This window comes from Pannonibacter phragmitetus (genome assembly GCF_050510895.1).
GTDB lineage: Bacteria > Pseudomonadota > Alphaproteobacteria > Rhizobiales > Stappiaceae > Pannonibacter > Pannonibacter phragmitetus_B.
Genome location: NZ_JBNINT010000001.1, coordinates 3,650,338 through 3,669,729 on the forward strand (window position 1 = coordinate 3,650,338; position 19,392 = coordinate 3,669,729).

Genomic DNA, 19,392 nt, shown 5'->3' on the forward strand with positions numbered 1-19,392 from the left:
GGCTGGATACAAAGACATCCGCTCTGCCGCCCGCTCGCTGGAGCGCGGCGTGCTTCGCGGGCCTGCGCCGAAATTCGGCTCTCGCGGACTGCCTGATGCGATCGCCGCCGCACGCCTTGCGGCCGAAGATGCCCATACGCCCCGCTGGAAGAAGCTGGTGGAAGAAGACTGGGCAGCAGTCAGCGATCTTGCCAACCGGCTGATTACGGCGCTGGAGCCGCTGGAATGCCTGCTGGAGCGGAAGGAGCCCGTTCCCGTCGATGAACTCGCCCGTGCCCATGCCAGGGTGCTGCAACAGATTGCTGGCGACCCCGCCGGCTCGGATGCAGAGCTTTACCGGGGCGAGACGGGCGACGCGCTGGCGCTGATGCTGACCGGGCTGATGGACAGCAGCCGTGCGGGCCTTGCCGTGCCTGCCCGCGAATGGCCTTCCGTCTTCGCCGCGCTGATTGCCGGAACCGCCGTGCGACGGCGCCTGCCGGGCGATCCGCGGGTGCAGATCCTCGGCCCCATGGAAGCGCGCCTGCAGCGGCCCGATCTGGTCATTCTCGGCGGGCTCAATGAGGGCATCTGGCCGCAGCGCACCCGCAACGATCCATGGCTCAACCGCCCGATGAAGCGTGACATGGGGCTGGAGCCGCCTGAGCGGCGCATTGGGGCTGGAGCCCATGACTTCGTGCAAGGGCTGGGCGCACGCCGGGTGATCCTTTCCCGCGCCAGCCGCGCCGATGGCGCACCCACCGTCACCTCACGCTGGCTGCAAAGGCTGCTGACACTGGCCGGACCTGAAGCGGAAGCTGCCTTGCTGGAACGCGGGCGCCGCTGGACGGAGCTTGCTGGCCTCCTCGACCTTGCGGAAGGCCCGGTCACCCCGGCAGAGCGGCCCGCCCCGAAGCCGCCGCTGAGCGCAAGGCCGGTGCGCCTGTCCGTCACCGAAGTCGAACGGCTGGTGCGTGATCCTTACGCCATCTTTGCCCGCCGCATTCTCGGCCTTGAGCCGGTGGACCCCATCGGTGGCTCGCCGACGCTGGCGGACAAGGGCTCGATCATCCATGACGCGCTGGCGCTGTTCCTGTCCGAATGGCACGGTGATCTGGACCACAAGGCCGTGTCGCGGCTGGTCGAAATCGGCGCGGACCTGTTTGCCCCGCTTGATGCCTTCCCCGCCATCCGCGCCCTGTGGTGGCCACGCTTCCTGCGCATTGCCGAGGAATTCGTGGCCTTTGAACGCCAGCGCGAGCCATCCATCCGCCAGCGTTTCCTCGAAATTTCCGGCGGTGTCGAGTTGACCCTGCCGGGCGCAGAATTCCGGCTGACGGGCCGCGCCGACCGCATCGACCTGATGCAGGACGGCACGCTGGCTGTAATCGACTACAAGACCGGCGCCGTGCCCAGCATCAAGCAGGTGGAAGCGCTGCTCTCGCCGCAGCTGCCGCTGGAAGTGGCCATGATCCGGCGCGGCGGCTTCAGCAGCGTGCCTGCGGGCGATCCGGTGTCCGATATGCTCTACATCGAATTGAAAGGCGGACGCACGGCGCTGAAGGTGGAATCACGCCAGCCGAAGGACCGCACCATCGAGGAACTGGCGGAAGATGCCTGGAAACGCCTGGAACAGCTGGTGGCCGCCTATCAGGACGAGGGGCGCGGCTATCTCTCCCGTGCAAGGGTGGAGAAGGAGCGCGACCTCAACGGCCCCTATGATCACCTTGCCCGCGTGAAGGAATGGGCCAGCGGTTCGGAGGACAGCGAATGAGCGGGCCACAGATCCCCTTGCAACGCTGCAGCGGCAGGACCTTGCCTCACGGCCTCACGCCTCGGCTTGGGTGAGCGCCAATGCGGGCTCGGGCAAGACCTTCGTTCTCTCCCGCCGGGTGGTGCGCCAGCTGCTGGATGGCACCGATCCCTCGCGCATTCTGTGCCTCACCTTCACCAAGGCGGCCGCTGCCGAGATGGCAACCCGTGTGTTCAAGATCCTCGGCCAATGGATCGCGCTGAGCGATGATGAGCTGGCAAAGGAAATTGCAGCCATCGACGGAACGCCCCCGTCCCGCGCCCGTCTGGCCGGGGCGCGGCGGCTGTTTGCGCGGGCGCTGGAAACACCGGGCGGGCTGAAAATCCAGACCATCCACGCCTTCTGCGAGGCGCTGCTGCACCAGTTTCCGCTGGAAGCCAATGTGGCCGGGCATTTCTCCGTGCTGGACGACCGGCTGGCGGCAGAGCTGATGGCGGAAGCCCGCGCCTTTGTGCTGCATGCGGCAGAGACCGAGCCGGAAAGCCCGCTGGGCGCGGCCTTGCAACGGCTGATCGGGCTGATGCCGGATGCGGCGGTGGAAGATGTGCTGGCTGAGGCAATCAACCGGCGCGATGCCTTGCGCAACTGGATCGTCAGTGCCGGAGATCTGGACGCGGCACTCGAAACCCTTGCGCGGGATTTCGGGCTGGAGCCGGACGCAAGTCTTGAGGCGCTGGACAAGGAGCTTCTGGAAGGCCGCCTCATCCGCGATCCACTGGCCGTTGCCGAAGCCTTGCGGCTGGGCACCAAGACCGACGGTGACAAGGCGGACCTTCTGGCTGCCGCCGCCGAAGGACTGAAGCCCGGCGGCGATCCCGCCGCCTTCCGCCACAACTGGCTGCGGGTGTTCTTCACGCAGGCCATGGAACCGGCCAAGCGCCTGTGTACGGCTGGCGTCACCAAGCAGTTTCCGCAAGTGGCCGAGGACATGCAGGCCGAGCAGGCCCGGCTTGTGGCCCTGCTGGACAAGCGCCGGGCGATTGTCACGCTGGAAGGCACCGCCGCCATCTTCCGCCTCGCCGACGGGGTGATCGGCCATTACGAGGCAGGCAAGGCACGGCGCGGGTTGCTGGATTTCGAAGATCTCGTCGTGCGCGCCGCCAATCTTCTGGCCAACAGCGATGCGGCCCAGTGGGTACAGTTCAAGCTGGATCAGGGCCTTGACCACATTCTGGTGGACGAGGCGCAGGACACGAGCCCCCGGCAGTGGCAGGTGATCCGCTCGCTGGCGGAGGAATTCTTCTCCGGCGAGGGCGCAAGGCGCGGGCCGCGCACCATCTTCGCAGTGGGCGACGAGAAGCAGTCGATCTATTCCTTTCAAGGAGCCGTCCCCGCCTATTTCGACGAAATGCGCCGCTATTTCGACAAGCGCGCCGGGCAGGCGGACCAGCCGTTCCATCCGGTGGAGCTGCAGCTTTCCTTCCGCTCGACACCCGATGTGCTGGGCGCGGTGGACCGTGTGTTCCTGCCCGCCGAAGCCCATGCTGGCCTGTCGCAGGAGCTTCGCCCCCGGTGCATGAGGCGATCCGCCGCGATCCGGGGCTCGTTGAAATCTGGCCGCTGGAAGAGCCGCTTGAGAGCGAGGAGCCAGAGGACTGGACCCTGCCGGTGGACCATCTGGGCACCGGCTCGCCCATGCTGCGGGTGGCCAAGCGCATTGCCGCGACTTTGCGCCGGTGGATGGACGAAGGCACCGCTGGGCCCGGCGACGTGATGATCCTGGTACGCAAGCGCGGCCCCTTTGTGGAAGCGCTGAACCGGGAGATGAAACGGCTGGGCGTACCTGCCGCAGGCAGTGACCGGCTGGTGCTGACCGAGCATATCGCGGTGATGGATCTGGTTGCCCTTGGCCGCTTCATGCTGCTGCCGGAAGATGATCTGTCGCTGGCCGCGGTGCTGAAGAGCCCGCTGTTTGGCCTTGATGACGATGCCCTGCTGGAAATTGCCCGCGATCCGGTGGAGCGGCTGCGCCCCGGCACCCTGTGGCAGGGGCTTTTAAAGAAGGCGGAGGACGGAAACCGCTGGGACCGTGTGCGTCAGCAACTGGAAGCCTGGCGGGCGCGGGCCGACTTCATGCCGCCCTTCGAGTTTTACGCAAGGCTGCTGTCCGTCGATGGCGGGCGGCGGGCCTTCCGGGGCCGCATGGGCCCCGAAGTGGACGACGTGCTGGACGAGTTTCTGGCGCTGGCCATGGGCTATGAGCAGACCGGCATTCCCGGCCTTGAAGGCTTCCTCGCCTGGCTCGCCGCTGCTCCCACCGAGATCAAGCGCGAGCTGACAAATGCCGCCGGGCTGGTGCGCATCATGACTGTGCACGGCTCCAAGGGGCTGGAGGCGCCGATTGTCATTCTGGTGGACCCGTGCAACGCCCCCGTCAGCAGCCATCACGATCCGTCCTTCCTCCCCTTCAAGCCGAAGGACGACGCAGAACAGGCGCCCGCACTGGTATGGCTGCCGGTGAAGGCAGAGCGCATGAGCTGGCAAACCGAGGCCATCGACAAGTTCCGCGCCAGTGCCGCCGAGGAATACCGGCGCCTGCTTTATGTCGCCATGACCCGCGCCGAGGACCGGCTGATTGTCTGCGGCTGGCAGCCTGCCAAGGGCCCGAAAGAAGGCTGCTGGTATGATCTGGCCGCCAGCGCGCTGAAGCCGGAAGCCGAGGAAGTGACAGCCCCTGATGGCACCGTCACCGCATGGCTGTGGCGTAAGCCCGGCACCGATCCGGCAGCGCCGTTGAAGAAGCACAGTGCCCACGCTGAGCCTGAAGCCGAGAAACCTGCTTCCGCCGTGCCGGAGTGGCTGACCCGTCCGGTGACACCGCCCGCCCGCATGCCCCGGCTTCAGCCCTCCCGCGTGTTTGAAGCGATGGAGATGAAGGAGGGCATCGAGGCGCCGGACGGGCTTTCGGCGCTGGAAGCGCACCGGCAGGCCGAAGCCTATCCGCTGGAGCGCGGCCGCCTGCTGCACCGGCTGCTGGAGCTGCTGCCGGATTTGCCGGAGGCGGAGCGTGCCGCCGCCGGGCGCCGCTTTGTCGAAACCTCCCTGCCCGCCCGCTTTGCCGCCCGCAAGGATGAGCTGCTGGGCGAGGTGATGGCCATTCTGGAAGACCCGGATCTCTACCCCTCTTTGCCCCTGGCGGGCGGGCGGAAGTGCCCATTTCCGGGCATATGGTGACGGCAGACGGAGTGACGGCTTTCGTCTCCGGCCAGATTGACCGGCTGGTGGTGAGCGCGGATGAAGTGCTGATTGCCGACTACAAGACCAACCGGCACGTACCGGCGGACGCCGCCGGCATCCCGCCGGACTATCTTGCACAGCTTGCCGTCTACCGGCGGCTGCTGATGGACATCTATCCCGGCCGCAAGGTGACGGCGGCACTGCTGTGGACGACTGCGCCAAAACTGATGCCCGTGCCCGGCGATGCACTGGACGCAGTGCTGGCAAACCTGAAGAGCACGGGCCAGATTACTTGACGCAGAAGGTCCGCCTTCCTACCTTCGGTTCAACGCAACAAGGTGAGTCCGCGCAAACGCCTGTTTCAGGGACCACCGCATGGAAAGTGAACGAAAATGGCTACCACCGCAGTCACCGACGCCAGCTTTGACGCCGACGTCCTCAAGTCGTCCGAGCCGGTCGTGGTTGATTTCTGGGCCGAGTGGTGCGGCCCGTGCAAGATGATTGCCCCGGCTCTTGAGGAAATTTCCGACGAGATGGCCGGTCAGGTGAAAATCGCCAAGATCAACATCGACGAGAACCAGGAAATGGCCGTGAAGTATGGCGTCCGTTCCATTCCGATGCTCGTGATGTTCAAGAACGGCGAGCCAATGGCTGTTCAGGTCGGCGCAGCTCCCAAGAGCAAGCTGTCCGACTGGATCAAGAGCGCCCTCTGATCCAGCAGCTTTGTTTCCCGCCACGCACCATGACCCTGCGCGCAGAGGTTGGCAGCGGCGGCGGGAATGGATAAAGACAGCCGCAGGCCGCTTTCAGCCACGGGCAAGCAACGGGTGAGACGTTTTCCTTGCGGAAACCCACCCTGCCTGACGGTGAAACGGCCTGCGTTTTCATGTTCGCAGACCCAATTGATGGAACCCAGATGACCGACGAGAACAAGACCCCCGAAGCGGAAAACGAAGCAGCCGCTGCGCCCGAGGCCGGGACCACCGTCGATCCCATTGAGGCTCTCCAGGCGGAGAACGCGGAGCTGAAGGACCGTGCGCTGCGCGTCATGGCCGAAATGGAAAACCTGCGCCGCCGCACGGAGAAGGAAATCAAGGATACCCGCGTCTATGCTGTGACCGGGTTTGCCCGCGACATCCTGACCGTTTCCGACAACCTGCGCCGCGCGCTGGATGCCCTTCCGGGCGATGCCCGCGAGAGCGCCGATGCCGGTCTGACTGCGCTGATCGAAGGCGTGGAAATGACCGAGCGCGAGCTGCTGAACCAGCTCGACAAGCATGGCGTCAAGAAGCTCGACCCGGCAGGCCAGAAGTTTGATCCGAACTTCCATCAGGCCATGTTCGAGGTGCCCAACACCGAAGTGCCGAACAACACCGTCGTGCAGGTGGTACAAGCCGGTTACGTCATCGGTGACCGCGTACTGCGCCCTGCGCTCGTCGGCGTGTCCAAGGGCGGCCCCAAGGAAGCGCCGCAGGCAGGCCCCGCTGATGGCCAAACGGGCGGCGTCGACACCACGGCCTGACCCCTCTCGCAAGGGCGGAAGATCTTCAGGAGGCGGCTCCCGGCAGCGGGGCCGCCTCTTTCGCTTTGGTAACCCTGTTCCAGGACGGTAAGCTCAAGACATGAGCGACACTGATTCCCTGCTGATCACCGCAACACCGGAGCTGAACGCCCGCGTTGGCGCATGGCTGGATCATCTGGGGGACGAACGGCGGCTCGCGGACAAGACACTTGTCGCCTATGAGCGCGATGTACGCCAGTTTCTGCGGTTCCTGACGGGGCATCTGGGCGGGGCGCCGGATCTCAAGGACGTGCAGGAGTTGAAGCCTGCAGACTTCCGCGCCTTCATGGCCCGGCGCCGTACTGGCGGAACGGGCAGCCGCTCGCTGGCGCGCGGCCTTGCGGGCATCCGCTCCTTTCTTGGCTTCCTGGAACGACAGGGCGAGGTGAATGCCGCCGCCGCCGGTGCCGTTCGTGCGCCGCGCCAGCCGCGCTCCCTGCCCAAGCCCCTTACCGCTTCCGATGCAACGGCTGTTGCCTCCGGCGAGTTAGCGATGGAAAGCGAGGCCTGGATCGAAGCCCGCAATGCGGCCGTTCTGACGCTCCTTTATGGCTGCGGACTGCGCATTTCCGAGGCCCTGTCGATCACCGGACGCAATGCGCCGCGCACCGGCACCCGCAGCTTGCGCATCATGGGCAAGGGCGGCAAGGAACGGGTGGTGCCGGTGCTGCCTGTCGTCTGCGAGGCGGTGGAAGCCTACCTGAAACTTTGCCCCTACACGCCGGAGCCCAACGGACCGCTGTTCTTCGGTGCAAGAGGGGGCGCTCAATCCGCGCCTTATCCAGCTTGCCATGGCCAAACTGCGCGGAGCACTCGGCCTGCCGGACAGCGCCACACCGCATGCCCTGCGCCACTCCTTCGCGACCCACCTTCTTGCCGGAGGCGGGGACCTGCGTACAATTCAGGAGCTTTTGGGCCACGCCAGCCTTTCCACCACCCAGATTTATACGGAAGTGGATGCGGCGAGATTGCTTGAGGCCTATGACAAGGCTCACCCGCGAAAATAAAAAAATAAAAGAATGCCTTGCATAAGCCTCATTCTGCCGTCACAGTAAGTCCATCGTCTTTTTGGGCCTGACTTGGCTGTTTGCGGTGTCAACGATATCGACCCGCCAAATCTTTCTTCGAAAAATCCGGCGATGTATCGACGCCTGTCCTGAGGGGCGGGTATGACTCTTTTGCAAGGTACTATCATCATGAAAACTGGAACCGTAAAGTTCTTCAACACCCAGAAGGGCTTCGGCTTCATCCAGCCGGATAACGGCGAGCGCGATGTGTTCGTTCACATCAGTGCCGTCGAGCGTTCTGGCATCGGCCACCTCAATGAAGGTCAGAAGGTCAGCTTCGAGCTGGAAACCGACCGTCAGGGCCGCAGCGCCGCTGCCAACCTGCAGATCGCCTGATTTCAGGCGGAAGCAACCCCTGCGCCAGCCCGAAAGGGCACGGCAGCAGACCCGCTTCCTCTGCAAGTGACAAGGACCGGGCACCCATGGGGTGCCCGTTTCTGCATTCAGCATGGTGCAAGCCTGCATCTGCGGCGTTTCTTTTGGCAAGCAGCTGTGCCCGAAAGGGTACTGTCCGGGCCAAGGAAACCTTCACCGCAGTTCAGAAGACAGCGCGGAACGTCATGTATCGGGACCGGAAAAGCCGGTCAGAACTGGCGCGCCGCAAAGAAAGTTCGGGCTCGCAGCATTTTTTGCACCCAAGGGGGTGCAATTTGCGTGGAACCTGTTAGGTTGCGCCACTTCTCGTGCCATATGGCTTTAGGTCTAACCCCTGCTGCCCTCACATGAGTGCTGCGGCGCAGGCAACGTCAGGATTTACCTTGCAGGTACTCGTTCGCGACAACAACATCGAGCAGGCGCTCCGCGTCCTGAAGAAGAAGCTGCAGCGCGAGGGCGTGCTGCGTGAGATGAAGGCGCGCCGCTCCTTCGAAAAGCCGTCCGAAAAGCGCGTCCGTGAAAAGGCCGAAGCTGTTCGCCGCGCCCGCAAGGCTGCGCGCAAGCTGGCTCAGCGCGAAGGCCTGATCGCAGGTCCGAAGCGCAAGGCCGCCGCAGGTCCGCGCCGCTAATTGCCGATCTGCCGGATGGAAACATCTGGCAGGGCATCTCCGGACAACCGGATGAAAAGACCCCTGACTGACACGGGATACTCCTGTTGCCAGCGGGGTTTTTCTTTGAGCGTCACGCTCTTTGCCCCTCCCGCCAATCCGTTAACGCAACGTTAATGCGCAGGCCTCAGGCTCATGGCAGGAGGACGTGATGTTCAACGCTGGCCTTGCCACCCTGGCACTCGTGACCGGTCTATTCATCCTGCCGATTGTGCCCGCCACAGCACAGGAACAGCGCAGCTATTGCCCGATTCCCGAACATGGAACCTGGGTCGCACGTAAAGCCAAGCCCCGGGAACTGACGCAGATCGATGTCACCAGCCGCTGCGAAGACGAGCGCGTCATCATCCGCGCACGTGCCTTCACGTCCTGCATCCCCCGCGACTGCAAATGGGGCTGGACCGATGCCTTTTACAGGGCAGATGGCAGCCTGAGAGTTGAACTCAAGGGTTTCTATGGCGTGCGCATCATCGATATGCGCCTGTTCGGCGACCAGCGGATGGAAGCAACCGTAGTTGCCGACCCTCATGATCCGCGTCTCGTGGAGACAGTCACCACCCATATACTGACACGCAGCAGATAGGCACCCTGCCGCCACCCGGAAGCAGTCAGCCTCTTGCGAAGACTCCAGGGCCTTCCTAGACTTCTCCTTGCGAGTGCAAGACGGGAGAGTGGCGATGGACTTTTCGATTGGCGATCTGGCACGGCTGAGCGGCGTCAAGGTACCGACGATCCGTTACTATGAGCAGGCTGGCCTGCTGCCGCAGCCTCTGCGCACGGAAGGCAACCAGCGCCGCTTTGGCCAGCCGGATCTGGAGAGACTGCAGTTCATCCGTCATGCCCGGGATCTTGGCCTGCCGATGGAGGCCATCCGCGATCTGCTGGAGCTGAGCGCCCATCCCGAGGCCCCTGCAACCGGGCCGACGAAATCGCCGCGACCCAGCTCAAGGCGGTGCAGGACAAGATTGCCCGCCTCAAGCGGCTGGAATCCGAACTCAAGCGCATCGTCGCCGCCTGCGCACATGACCATGTGGTGGCCGACTGTCAGGTGCTGCGCGCACTCGGCAATCACGCCCTTTGCGCAGGCGACCACTGATCAGAAGAAGCACAGAACGCGAAGCTCAACCATTACGATATAGGAAGTTGCACTTCTTTTAGGCAAGAGCCGGTCCAAGCTGGAAAAGTCATCGACAGCACCAGGAACTTCATCTAGCACTCGGATTAATCGATTAATCAGGTGCCCGCAGGATGAACGCCCCCGGTCACGGCCAAACCTCACCCAGATTGCTGCGCTGCTGGATGTTTCCGCCGCGACGGTGTCGAATGCGCTGTCCGGCAAGGGACGTGTTTCGACTGAGCTGGCTGAGCGGATCCGGGCAAAGGCGGCCGAACTCGGCTATATGCCCAGCCAGGCGGGACGGGCGCTGCGCACGGGCCGGTCGCAGGTTCTGGGCCTCGTGCTGCCGGACATTGCCAATCCTCTGTTTCCACAGATCGCACAGGCCATCGAACATGCGGCGGCGGCCGCCGGTTACGGTGTGCTCATCGCGGACTCGCGGGGCGATGCAGCCATGCAGACGCAGGCAATCTCCCGCCTTCAGGACCGGGGTGTGGACGGCATCGTCATCGTTCCGCGCCGGGGAACGCGGATTATCAGCACCGGTAGCCCGGTCGCGGTAATCGATAGCCCCTCCACACCGGGCAACACGGTTTCAGCCGACCACTGGCAGGGCGGAGCGCTGGCCGGCGCCCATCTTTCGGCCCTTGGCCACCGGGATGTGGTGATCATCGGCACTAACCCTGCCTCCAACGTGCAGAACGACCGGATGGGTGGCATCCGTGCAGCCCTTGGCAAGGCCTGCCGGGTAGAGGTGCTCTGGATCGAGCCACATGAAGCCTTGCATGGAACGGGAGCGAGCCTTGGGCTCGCGGCCCGTGTGGCGGAAGGCTTCACCGCATTTGCGGCCCTCTCCGATCTTCAGGCCCTGCGCGCCCTCACCGAACTGCAGCAGGCAGGCCTGCGCGTGCCGCAGGATGCCAGCCTCACGGGCTTTGACGATCTCATCTGGTCCTCCGCCATCACGCCGGCCATCACCAGCGTGCGGATGGACATGCCAGCCATTGCGGAAGAAGCGATTCAGGCCCTCCTCCGCCTCATCGAAAGCCAGGACACGGGGACAGCTCCACGCGACCCGGGCATTGCCCGCGCCAGCCGCCCCAGCGTGCCCATGAGCCTGGTGGTCCGCCAGACCTGCGGCCCATCCCCCGCATACATGCAGAACAATGACAGACACCAGCAGGAGACAGCCAATGACCGTTAAACTGATGCTCGGCGCGGCAACCGCGCTTGCCCTGACCATGGGCGCAGCCGCTGCCCAGGAGAAGACCCTGACGATCTCCGTCTATGCCTTTGCGCAGGACGAGTTCAAGGAACTGCTCTACACGCCCTTTGAAGAGAAGTGCGGCTGCAAGCTGGTGGTGGAAACCGGCAACAGCGTCGAGCGCCTGGCCAAGATGGAGGCCAACAAGGACAATCCGGTGGTGGACATGGCCGTTGTCTCCATGGCCGATGCGCTGGCGGCCTCCCGCAAGGGCCTGACCGACAAGATCGACAGCTCGAAGCTCTCCAACTTCGACAAGCTCTATGATATCGCCAAGGATCCGAACGGCGACGGCATGAGCGTTGGCTATACCTTCTATGCCACGTCGATCGTCTACCGCACCGACAAGATGACGATCCGTTCCTGGGCTGACCTGCTCAAGGATGAATATGTCTCTCACATTGCCTTCCCGAACGTGACCACCAATCAGGGCCCGCCGGCGCTCTACATGCTGGGCGAGGCGCTCGGCAACAACTCGGCCGACCTGAAGGGCCCGATCGAGGCCGTTGGCGCCAAGAAGGACGAGATCGTCACCTTCTATGTCAAGTCCTCGCAGCTCGTGCAGCTGATGCAGCAGGAAGAGATCTGGGCAGCCCCCATCGGCCGCTTCTCCTGGGCGCCCTTCACCAAGCTCGGCCTGCCGCTGGCATGGGCAATGCCTGATGAAGGCCAGACCGGTGGCATGAACGTGATGGTGCTGACAAAGGGTTCGAAGAACCAGGATCTCGCGCTGCAGTTCATGGACTACTGGCTCTCCACCGAGGTGCAGACCAAGCTTGCCGAAAAGCTGGTCGACAGCCCGGCCAACAAGGAAGTGACCGTGTCCCCGGCCATTGCCGACAACATCACCTATGGCGAAGAGACGGCAGCCACGCTGAAGCTGATCCCTTCCGAAACCATGCTGGATAACCGCGACGCCTGGCTGGCCGAGTGGAACGCGAAGGTCGGGCAGTAAGGCCTGCTTTTCAGACAAGCATTGGCAGCTACGCGCTGCCTGATGAATGCCTCCCAAGGCTAGGGATGCGGTGAGCGGGCTCCGCTCTGCCGCCGCATCCCGACTTTTTGCCCATCCAGAAGGTAAGGCGGTTCCCATGTTCCAGAACCGGGCGGAAGCTCTGGCGCTTGCGCTGCCTGCGGCGCTGTTTGCAGCCGTGGTCTTTCTCGTGCCTGTCGTGCTGCTGCTGTCGGAGGGCTTCCGCTCTGCCGAAGGCTGGACGCTGTCGGCCTATACAGATTTCTTTTCACAGCCGCTGAACCGCGCGGTTTTCTTGCGCACGCTGAAGCTGGGCGCCATGGTCACAGTGGTAGCTGCCGTCATCGGCTATGCCGCAGCCTATGCCATTGTCACCCTGCCGCCCGGCTCCAAGGGCCGCGTCACGGGACTGATCGTCCTGCCGCTGATGATTTCGCCGGTGGCGCGCACCTATGCCTGGATCGTCATTCTGGGGCGCACCGGCATCGTCAATCAGGCGCTGCAAGGCATTGGCCTGACGGATGGCCCCTTGCGCATTCTCTTCACGGAAACCGCCGTCTTCATCGGCCTGTTGCAGCTGTTCCTGCCCCTGATGATCCTGTCGCTGATCAGCGCGCTCGAAAACCTGCCGCGTGATGCGGTGCCTGCTGCCCGGGTGCTGGGGGCAAACTGGTTCCAGGTGTTCTGGAAGGTGATCCTGCCGCTCTCCCGCGAAGGGCTGGTGGTTGGCGGCACGCTGGTCTTCACCGGATCGCTCACCGCCTACATCACCCCGGCCATCCTCGGCGGTTCCAAGGTGCTGATGCTGGAAACCCTGCTCTACCAGCAGGTCACGGTGGCAGGCAATTTCGTCGCCGCCAGCGTCATCGCCCTCATCCTCATCGTCATGAGCTTTGCCGCCAACATCCTGTTGCGCCGCATTGCCACGGCCCGGAGCAAGTCATGAGCCAGAGACTGTCCAGCTGGATCATCCTGACGCTGGTGCTGACCTTCCTCATCGGTCCGTTCTTCATCATCGTCGCCGCGTCCTTTTCTGCCGGCGAAACGCTGGCTTTCCCGCCGCAGGGCTTTTCCCTCCGCTGGATTGCCAAGGTCTTCACGGTGGAGAGCTTCCAGCAAAGCTTCATCACCTCGATGATCCTTGCCATCGGCGGCACCCTGTGCGCGCTGGTGCTGGGCGTGCCTGCGGCCTACGCCATGTCACGTTACCGGCTACCGGGGGCAGAGACTGTGCGCTTCATGGTGTCGATGCCCATCATTGTGCCGGGCATCATCGTTGGCCTGGCGCTGCTGCGCTATTTCGTGCTGCCGGTTGGCCTGTCGATCAGTCTTGCGCTGTTCGTGGCCCATACGGCGCTGGTGCTGCCCTATGCGGTGCGGGTGGTTTCCGCCAGCCTTGCCAACCTGCGCTCCGATATGGAGGAAGCGGCCGTGCTTCTGGGCTCCTCGCGGCTCGGTGCCTTCTTCCGGGTGGTGCTGCCCAACATTCGCGGCGGCATTCTCTCCGCCTTCATCCTCGGCTTCGTGACGAGCTTCAATCAGGTGCCGGTGTCACTGTTCCTTTCCGGCCCGGGTGTGCGCACGCTGCCCATCGACATGCTGGGCTATATGGAAATCGTCTTCGATCCCTCCATCGCCGCCCTGTCCTCGCTGCTCGCCTTCCTGTCCATCGGCATCGTCTTTGCCGCCGAACGTTTTCTGGGGTTCTCACGCTATGTCTGACGCCACCTATCTGACCCTGGACAAGCTGTCGCTCGCTTATGGCAAGACCACGGCAGTGAAGGATCTCGACCTCACCATCCGGCGCGGCGAGCTGCTGGCCCTGCTCGGCCCCTCCGGCTGCGGCAAGACGACGACCATGCGCGCCATCGCCGGGCTGATGCCGGTGCAATCGGGCCGCATCGTGCTGGATGGCCGCGATATCACCCGCGTGGGCGCCAACAAGCGCGAGATCGGCCTCGTCTTCCAGTCCTATGCCCTGTTCCCGCATCTGACCGTGTTCGAGAATGTCGCCTTCGGCCTGCGGCTGAAGGGCATCAGCGGCGAGACGCTGAAGCAGACGGTGGAAGCCGGGCTGAAGACGGTGGGCCTCTCCGCCTTTGCCGCCCGCAAGACGCCGGAGCTTTCCGGCGGTCAGCAGCAGCGTGTGGCGCTGGCCCGCTCGCTGGTGATGCAACCCAAGCTCCTGATGCTGGACGAGCCTCTGTCCAATCTGGATGCCCGCCTGCGCCTTGAAATGCGCACCGAGCTGCAACGCGTGCAGAAGGAAAGCGGCGTGACGATGATCTTCGTCACCCACGATCAGGTGGAAGCCCTTGCTCTGGCTGACCGCATCGTCGTCATGCGCAACGGCGCAATTGAGCAGATTGGCACACCGGAGGAGATCTACAATCACCCCGCCTCCAGTTTCGTCGCCGACTTCGTCGGCTTTGAAAACATCGCCCGGATCGACGGCAACAGGCTCGTGACGGACGCGGGTGCGCTGGAGGTGTCCGGCCCGCTGCCGCAAGCGGCCGGCCTTGCCTGGCGGCCCCGCGCCATCCAGCTTGAAACAGGGCCGCACAAGGGCATCGTGCGGGGCGTATCCTTCGCAGGCAGCACCCGCGAATATGTGCTGGAAACGCCGCTGGGGCTGGTAAAAGCCGAAACGGATGCAGCCCTTCCCGCCCATGCGCTGGGGGCAAGCCTTTCCTTCGACATGCCGGTTTCCGGTGCGGCGGAACTCAACAGGTTCGGATAGACCATGGGTGTGTGGATCGACACGGATATGGGCTTTGACGACATCGCGGCCATTGTGACCGTGATGGACGCAGGGCTTGAGGTAGACGGCATTTCGCTCGTCTTCGGCAACACGCCGCTTGATCAGGTGCGCCGCAACGCTGCGGGTGCTGCCACCGCCTTCGGCTGGCGCGTGCCCTTGCACAGCGGCCTTGGCCGGCCCGTGATGGGGCATATGGAGACGGCAGAGGCCATTCTCGGGTCGACCGGCATTCCGACGATTGGCCTCACCGTGCCGCAGGATCAGCCGCAGCCGGAAGGCGATGCCTTTGCCGCGCTCTGTGACTGGCTGGAGAACGCCCCTGCCCCCGCCGCATTCTGGCACTGGGGCCGCTGACCAACCTTGCCGCGCTGGCGCTCGCCCGCCCCGCCCTTGCTGCGCGCATTGACGAGCTGGTGTGGATGGGCGGCGGGCTGACGAAAGGCAACCACACCGCCTCTGCCGAATTCAACGCCTATGCCGATCCGGAAGCAGTTGCCATCGTGCTGGCGCAGGGCCTGCCGCTGAAAATGGTGGACCTTGATTTCTGCCGCCAGATCCTCGCAAGCCCAGCGGACGCCGCCCCGGTGCGGGCGGCAGGCGGGCGCAATGCGGCGCTTCTGGCGGACATGCTGGAAGGCTTCATCGCCATCGCCACCAGCCGGGGACGGCCCGCCATGGCGCTCTATGATCCGGCAGCCGCAGCCATCTTTGCCCGGCCGGAACTGGCCGCCTTCACCCCTGCCCATATCGCCATGGAAACCGCCGGTCAGCACACACGCGGGCGCACCGTGGTGGAAACCCGTGCCACACATGCCCGCTTCAACGCCGCATATGCCTCGGCCTGCGATGTGGACGCCGTGCGCGGCATGATCCTTGGCGCCCTGACGCGGGAGGCGGCTCGCCCATGACCACACACCAGACACGCGAGCCCTTCGACCTCGCCAATCCCGCCCTTCGCCTGCGCGCCGTTGCCGCTGCCAGAGGTGATGCGCCGTTTGACCGGCTGATCGTCAATGGCATCCTCATCGACATGGTGACCGGCGAACGCCGCGCCGCCGATGTGGGCCTGACGGGCACGCTGATTGTCTCTGTACACGCCCCCGGCAGCCGCAGTGATGCGGCGGATATCATCGACGCGCAGGGCGGCTATCTCTCCCCGGCCTCATCGACACGCATATGCATGTCGAAAGCTCCATGGTGACGCCCGCCGCCTATGCGGCAGCCGTTGTGCCCCGGGGTGTCACCACCGCCGTGTGGGACCCGCATGAATTCGGCAATGTGCACGGGCTTGCGGGCGTCGATGCTGCCCTTGCTGCCAGTGAGGGTCTTCCCTTGCGCTTTGCCGTACTCGCTCCCTCCTGCGTGCCTTCCGCGCCGGGGCTGGAGCTGGCCGGGGCCGACTTCGGGCCGGAAGAAATCACCGCCTTGCTTACCCGCCCCGGCATCGCAGGCATCGCGGAAGTGATGAACATGCGCGGCGTCATCGCGGGCGAGCCGCGCATGAGCGGTATCGTGCAGGCAGGGCTTGCCGCCGGAAAGCCGGTCTGCGGCCATGCACGCGGGCTTACCGGCCCGGACCTTGCCGCCTTCATGGCTGCCGGTGTCACCTCCGATCATGAGCTGACCTCCGCCGCTGACCTGATGGAGAAGCTGCGCGCCGGGCTCTCGATCGAGCTGCGCGGCTCTCACGACCACCTGCTGCCGGAATTCGTGGAAGCGCTGAACACGCTGGGCCACCTGCCGCAGACCGTGACGCTTTGCACCGATGACGTGTTCCCGGACGACCTTGCGAAAGCAGGCGGCCTTGACGACGTCGTGCGGCGGCTGGTGCGTTATGGCCTCAAGCCCGAATGGGCGCTGCAGGCAGCAACACTCAACGGCGCAAGACGCCTTGGCCGCGAGGATCTCGGCCTCATCGCCGCCGGGCGGCGGGCTGACCTCGTCATCTTCGCTGACCTTGAAAGCTTCAGCGCCCGGCATGTGATCGTCAGCGGCGAAGTGGTGGCACGGGACAGGCAGATGCTGGCAGAACCGCGCTCCAGCGTTCTCTCCAGCCTTCGCGGCTCGATGAAGATTAGCCAGCTAAGTGCGAATGATTTCAGAGTTCCCGCAGCGGGCTCCCGCGTGAAACTTGCCACCATCGACAGGCCCCGCTTCACCCGCTGGGGCACGGTGGAAGCAGACGTGCGCGATGGCTTTGTGGTGCCGCCGGAGGAGACAACGCTGATCGCCGTTGCCCACCGGCATGGCCGGGCGGACAGCCGCCCGCGTGTGGGGTTCCTGCGCGAATGGGGCCGCTGGAACGGCGCCTTTGCCACCACTGTTTCCCATGACAGTCATAACCTGACGGTCTTTGGCGGCAGCGCCGAAGACCTTGCCACGGCGGCCAATGCGGTGATCGAGGCTGGCGGCGGCATGGCCGTGGCCTCCAACGGCAAGGTGCTGGCCGTGCTGCCCCTGCCGCTTTCCGGCCTTGTGTCGGATGCCCCGCTGGGCGAAGTGGCGGAAGGCTTTGCCCGCATCCGCGCCGCCATGGATGAGGTTGTTACCTGGCAGCCGCCCTATCTGGTGTTCAAGGCCTGTTTCGGCGCCACGCTTGCCTGCAATGCGGGACCGCACCAGACCGACCGGGGCATTGCCGATGTGGAGACCGGACGCGTGCTGGAGTCCCCCATTCTCGAAATCCTCGCTTGAAGAGGCCAGCCATGAGCGACCTGATCGACGCTGACCTGACGTTTCTGACAGACCTGCGCCGCGACCTGCACGCCCATCCCGAGCTGGGCTTCGAGGAGGAGCGCACCAGCGCCATCGTTGCAAACCTGCTGGAAGAAGCGGGGCTGGAAGTGCACAGAGGCCTTGGCGGAACGGGCGTTGTCGGCACCCTGCGCTGTGGCAACGGCCCGCGCAGCATCGGCCTTCGCGCCGACATGGATGCGCTCGCCATGCCGGAGACCGCAGACCGGCCATGGAAGTCCACCGTCCCCGGCAAGATGCACGCCTGCGGCCATGATGGCCACACTACCTTGCTGCTGGGCGCCGCAAGGGCGCTAGCGAAAACGCGCAATTTCTCCGGCACGGTGCATTTCATCTTCCAGCCCGCCGAGGAAGGCCGGGGCGGGGCAAAGCGCATGGTGGAGGACGGCCTGTTCAGCCTGTTCCCCTGTGATGCGGTCTATGGCCTGCACAACATGCCGGGGCTGGAGCCGGATGAGATGGCCGTTGTGGAAGGCCCGCAGCTTGCCTCCTCCGACAGCTGGCGCGTCACCTTCCGGGGCACCGGCACGCATGGGGCAAAGCCGCATCTGGGCCGCGACCCAATTACTGCCGCTGGCACCTTCCTGGGCGCACTGCAAACCATACCGGGCCGCGTTGTCGATCCGCTGCAGCCTGCCGTGGTCAGCGCCTGTTCTGTTCGGGCCGGTGACCCAAAGGCGCTGAATGTCATTCCGGATCTGGTGGAGATCGGCGGCACGGCACGCGCCTATTCGCCTGAGGTACGTGACCAGCTGGAGGTGGAAATCGGCCGTCTGGCTCAGGGCACAGCGCAGATGTTCGCCATTGCCGCAGACTATACCTACATCCGCCGCATTCCACCGGTGATCAACCATCCAGACGCAACGCAGCGGGCGCTTGGCGCAGCGCGGGATGTGTTTGGCGCCAAGGTGCGCACCGCCTTCCCGCCCTCCACGGCGGGCGATGACTTCGCCTATTTCGCCGGTGAAGCACCCGGTTGCTATGTCTGGCTCGGCAATGGCCCTGCGGTGGATGGCGCGCTGCATCACAACACGGCCTATGACTTCAATGACGCCGCCATTGGCCCCGGCGTGCGCTTCTGGGTGCGGCTGGTGGAGCGGGAACTTTCCGGTGAAGCATCCCATGACTGAGCAGCACCCGCCCGCGCTTGAACCACATGCGTTCTGGCAGGAGCTGCACGCACCCCGCAGCTTCCCGGTCAACATTGGCCATCGCAACTTCTTCCCGGCAACGCTTCCCGGCGGTGAACAGCTCCGCCTGCCCATCCGCCCGCTGGCAGATGGACAGCATGCACTTGCCTCGCTCATCGTCAATCAAGCAGGCTTTGCCGTTCTGGATGCGCTGGCACAGAGCCTTGCGGAAAGGCTTGCGCCTTTCGCCCCCGATGTGGTGGTGGGCCTGCCGACCCTTGGCCTGACGCTCGCCTCAGAGACCGCCCGCAGGCTTGGCCACAGCCGCTATGTGCCGCTCGGCACCTCGCGCAAGTTCTGGTACGATGATAGCCTTTCGGTGCCGCTGTCCTCCATCACCACGCCGGACCAGATCAAGCGGCTTTATGTAGACCCGCGCATGCTGCCCCTGCTTCAGGGCCGCCGGATCGCGCTGGTTGATGACGTGATCTCCAGCGGCGCTTCCATCCGCGCTGCGCTGGATCTTCTGGCCGGTCTTGGCCTTGCCCCCGTGGTCATCGGCGCCGCCATGCTGCAATCACGCCGCTGGTGCGAGGGCGCAGAAGGCCCGGACCACTGGACCACCCGCACCGTGGGCTGTTTCGAGACCCCTATGCTGGAAAAGGGACCGGACGGGCTCTGGCATGTGCCGAAAGGGTGAGGGGCATATCTGTGTTTCGTCATGGCATGACGGAAAAGTTGGCCGTTCAGCCC

16 protein-coding genes and 4 pseudogenes are annotated in these 19,392 nt (G+C 64.6%); all 20 read left to right on the plus strand.

Translation table 11 applies throughout. The features are described 5' to 3' along the window. Positions 1-49 precede the first annotated feature (49 nt). The 20 genes and pseudogenes from addB to ACQB61_RS17610 all read left to right on the plus strand — a co-directional run bounded on the left by addB (position 50) and on the right by ACQB61_RS17610 (position 19,339). On the plus strand, positions 50-1,753 hold the full coding sequence (gene addB / locus ACQB61_RS17515) for a double-strand break repair protein AddB (protein ID WP_430513662.1): 1,704 nt from the start codon (positions 50-52) through the stop codon (positions 1,751-1,753). A 70-nt stretch (positions 1,754-1,823) separates the two neighbouring features. Then, positions 1,824-3,506, plus strand: a complete 1,683-nt coding sequence (locus ACQB61_RS17520; RefSeq protein ID WP_430513663.1) for a UvrD-helicase domain-containing protein — start codon at positions 1,824-1,826, stop codon at positions 3,504-3,506. Next, positions 3,401-4,966 carry a 3'-5' exonuclease gene (locus tag ACQB61_RS17525; protein ID WP_430513664.1) on the plus strand — a complete coding sequence of 522 codons (1,566 nt, stop codon included), beginning with the start codon at positions 3,401-3,403 and terminating at the stop codon, positions 4,964-4,966. The genes ACQB61_RS17520 and ACQB61_RS17525 overlap by 106 nt, the downstream gene beginning before the upstream one ends. Next, positions 4,942-5,265: a PD-(D/E)XK nuclease family protein gene (locus ACQB61_RS17530; protein WP_430513665.1), complete on the plus strand. Its 324-nt coding sequence runs from the start codon at positions 4,942-4,944 to the stop codon at positions 5,263-5,265. Before ACQB61_RS17525 ends, ACQB61_RS17530 begins: the two co-directional genes overlap by 25 nt. Before the next feature lie 96 nt (positions 5,266-5,361). Beyond that, positions 5,362-5,682 carry a thioredoxin gene (gene trxA / locus ACQB61_RS17535; RefSeq protein WP_430513666.1) on the plus strand — a complete coding sequence of 107 codons (321 nt, stop codon included), beginning with the start codon at positions 5,362-5,364 and terminating at the stop codon, positions 5,680-5,682. A gap of 203 nt (positions 5,683-5,885) precedes the next feature. After that, a complete protein-coding gene (gene grpE, locus ACQB61_RS17540; protein ID WP_430513667.1) occupies positions 5,886-6,491 on the plus strand; it encodes a nucleotide exchange factor GrpE in 606 nt (201 codons plus the stop codon). A 100-nt stretch (positions 6,492-6,591) separates the two neighbouring features. After that, positions 6,592-7,537, plus strand: a pseudogene (locus tag ACQB61_RS17545) (tyrosine recombinase XerC). Between the two features lie 189 nt (positions 7,538-7,726). Then, the gene (locus ACQB61_RS17550) at positions 7,727-7,933 is read left to right on the plus strand and encodes a cold-shock protein (RefSeq protein ID WP_019963692.1); all 207 of its coding nucleotides are present in this window, start codon (positions 7,727-7,729) and stop codon (positions 7,931-7,933) included. A 422-nt stretch (positions 7,934-8,355) separates the two neighbouring features. After that, the gene (gene rpsU / locus ACQB61_RS17555; RefSeq protein WP_019963693.1) at positions 8,356-8,601 is read left to right on the plus strand and encodes a 30S ribosomal protein S21; all 246 of its coding nucleotides are present in this window, start codon (positions 8,356-8,358) and stop codon (positions 8,599-8,601) included. Between the two features lie 190 nt (positions 8,602-8,791). Beyond that, positions 8,792-9,223: a hypothetical protein gene (locus ACQB61_RS17560; RefSeq protein WP_430513668.1), complete on the plus strand. Its 432-nt coding sequence runs from the start codon at positions 8,792-8,794 to the stop codon at positions 9,221-9,223. A gap of 94 nt (positions 9,224-9,317) precedes the next feature. Beyond that, positions 9,318-9,736: pseudogene (locus ACQB61_RS17565) on the plus strand (MerR family transcriptional regulator). A gap of 220 nt (positions 9,737-9,956) precedes the next feature. Further along, the gene (locus tag ACQB61_RS17570) at positions 9,957-10,961 is read left to right on the plus strand and encodes a LacI family DNA-binding transcriptional regulator (RefSeq protein ID WP_430513669.1); all 1,005 of its coding nucleotides are present in this window, start codon (positions 9,957-9,959) and stop codon (positions 10,959-10,961) included. Further along, a complete protein-coding gene (locus ACQB61_RS17575; RefSeq protein ID WP_430513670.1) occupies positions 10,951-11,976 on the plus strand; it encodes a polyamine ABC transporter substrate-binding protein in 1,026 nt (341 codons plus the stop codon). Before ACQB61_RS17570 ends, ACQB61_RS17575 begins: the two co-directional genes overlap by 11 nt. A gap of 136 nt (positions 11,977-12,112) precedes the next feature. After that, on the plus strand, positions 12,113-12,940 hold the full coding sequence (locus ACQB61_RS17580; protein ID WP_430513671.1) for an ABC transporter permease: 828 nt from the start codon (positions 12,113-12,115) through the stop codon (positions 12,938-12,940). Continuing rightward, a complete protein-coding gene (locus tag ACQB61_RS17585) occupies positions 12,937-13,716 on the plus strand; it encodes an ABC transporter permease (protein WP_430513672.1) in 780 nt (259 codons plus the stop codon). Before ACQB61_RS17580 ends, ACQB61_RS17585 begins: the two co-directional genes overlap by 4 nt. After that, positions 13,709-14,734, plus strand: coding sequence for an ABC transporter ATP-binding protein (locus ACQB61_RS17590; protein WP_430513673.1), 1,026 nt, complete (start codon positions 13,709-13,711; stop codon positions 14,732-14,734). The genes ACQB61_RS17585 and ACQB61_RS17590 overlap by 8 nt, the downstream gene beginning before the upstream one ends. Before the next feature lie 3 nt (positions 14,735-14,737). Further along, positions 14,738-15,663: pseudogene (locus tag ACQB61_RS17595) on the plus strand (nucleoside hydrolase). After that, positions 15,660-17,449: pseudogene (locus ACQB61_RS17600) on the plus strand (adenine deaminase). The pseudogenes ACQB61_RS17595 and ACQB61_RS17600 overlap by 4 nt, the downstream one beginning before the upstream one ends. A gap of 11 nt (positions 17,450-17,460) precedes the next feature. Then, positions 17,461-18,639, plus strand: coding sequence for a M20 aminoacylase family protein (locus tag ACQB61_RS17605; protein WP_430513674.1), 1,179 nt, complete (start codon positions 17,461-17,463; stop codon positions 18,637-18,639). After that, a complete protein-coding gene (locus ACQB61_RS17610) occupies positions 18,632-19,339 on the plus strand; it encodes a phosphoribosyltransferase (RefSeq protein ID WP_430513675.1) in 708 nt (235 codons plus the stop codon). Before ACQB61_RS17605 ends, ACQB61_RS17610 begins: the two co-directional genes overlap by 8 nt. The last annotated feature ends 53 nt before the right edge of the window (positions 19,340-19,392 follow it).

Excerpts from the sequence above, each read along its gene's own strand:
- trxA (WP_430513666.1), top strand. The coding sequence starts at position 5,362 with ATGGCTACCACCGCAGTCACCGACGCCAGCTTTGACGCCGACGTCCTC.
- grpE (WP_430513667.1), top strand. The coding sequence starts at position 5,886 with ATGACCGACGAGAACAAGACCCCCGAAGCGGAAAACGAAGCAGCCGCT.
- ACQB61_RS17550 (WP_019963692.1), top strand. The coding sequence starts at position 7,727 with ATGAAAACTGGAACCGTAAAGTTCTTCAACACCCAGAAGGGCTTCGGC.
- ACQB61_RS17560 (WP_430513668.1), top strand. The coding sequence starts at position 8,792 with ATGTTCAACGCTGGCCTTGCCACCCTGGCACTCGTGACCGGTCTATTC.
- ACQB61_RS17575 (WP_430513670.1), top strand. The coding sequence starts at position 10,951 with ATGACCGTTAAACTGATGCTCGGCGCGGCAACCGCGCTTGCCCTGACC.
- ACQB61_RS17580 (WP_430513671.1), top strand. The coding sequence starts at position 12,113 with ATGTTCCAGAACCGGGCGGAAGCTCTGGCGCTTGCGCTGCCTGCGGCG.
- ACQB61_RS17585 (WP_430513672.1), top strand. The coding sequence starts at position 12,937 with ATGAGCCAGAGACTGTCCAGCTGGATCATCCTGACGCTGGTGCTGACC.
- ACQB61_RS17590 (WP_430513673.1), top strand. The coding sequence starts at position 13,709 with ATGTCTGACGCCACCTATCTGACCCTGGACAAGCTGTCGCTCGCTTAT.
- ACQB61_RS17605 (WP_430513674.1), top strand. The coding sequence starts at position 17,461 with ATGAGCGACCTGATCGACGCTGACCTGACGTTTCTGACAGACCTGCGC.
- ACQB61_RS17610 (WP_430513675.1), top strand. The coding sequence starts at position 18,632 with ATGACTGAGCAGCACCCGCCCGCGCTTGAACCACATGCGTTCTGGCAG.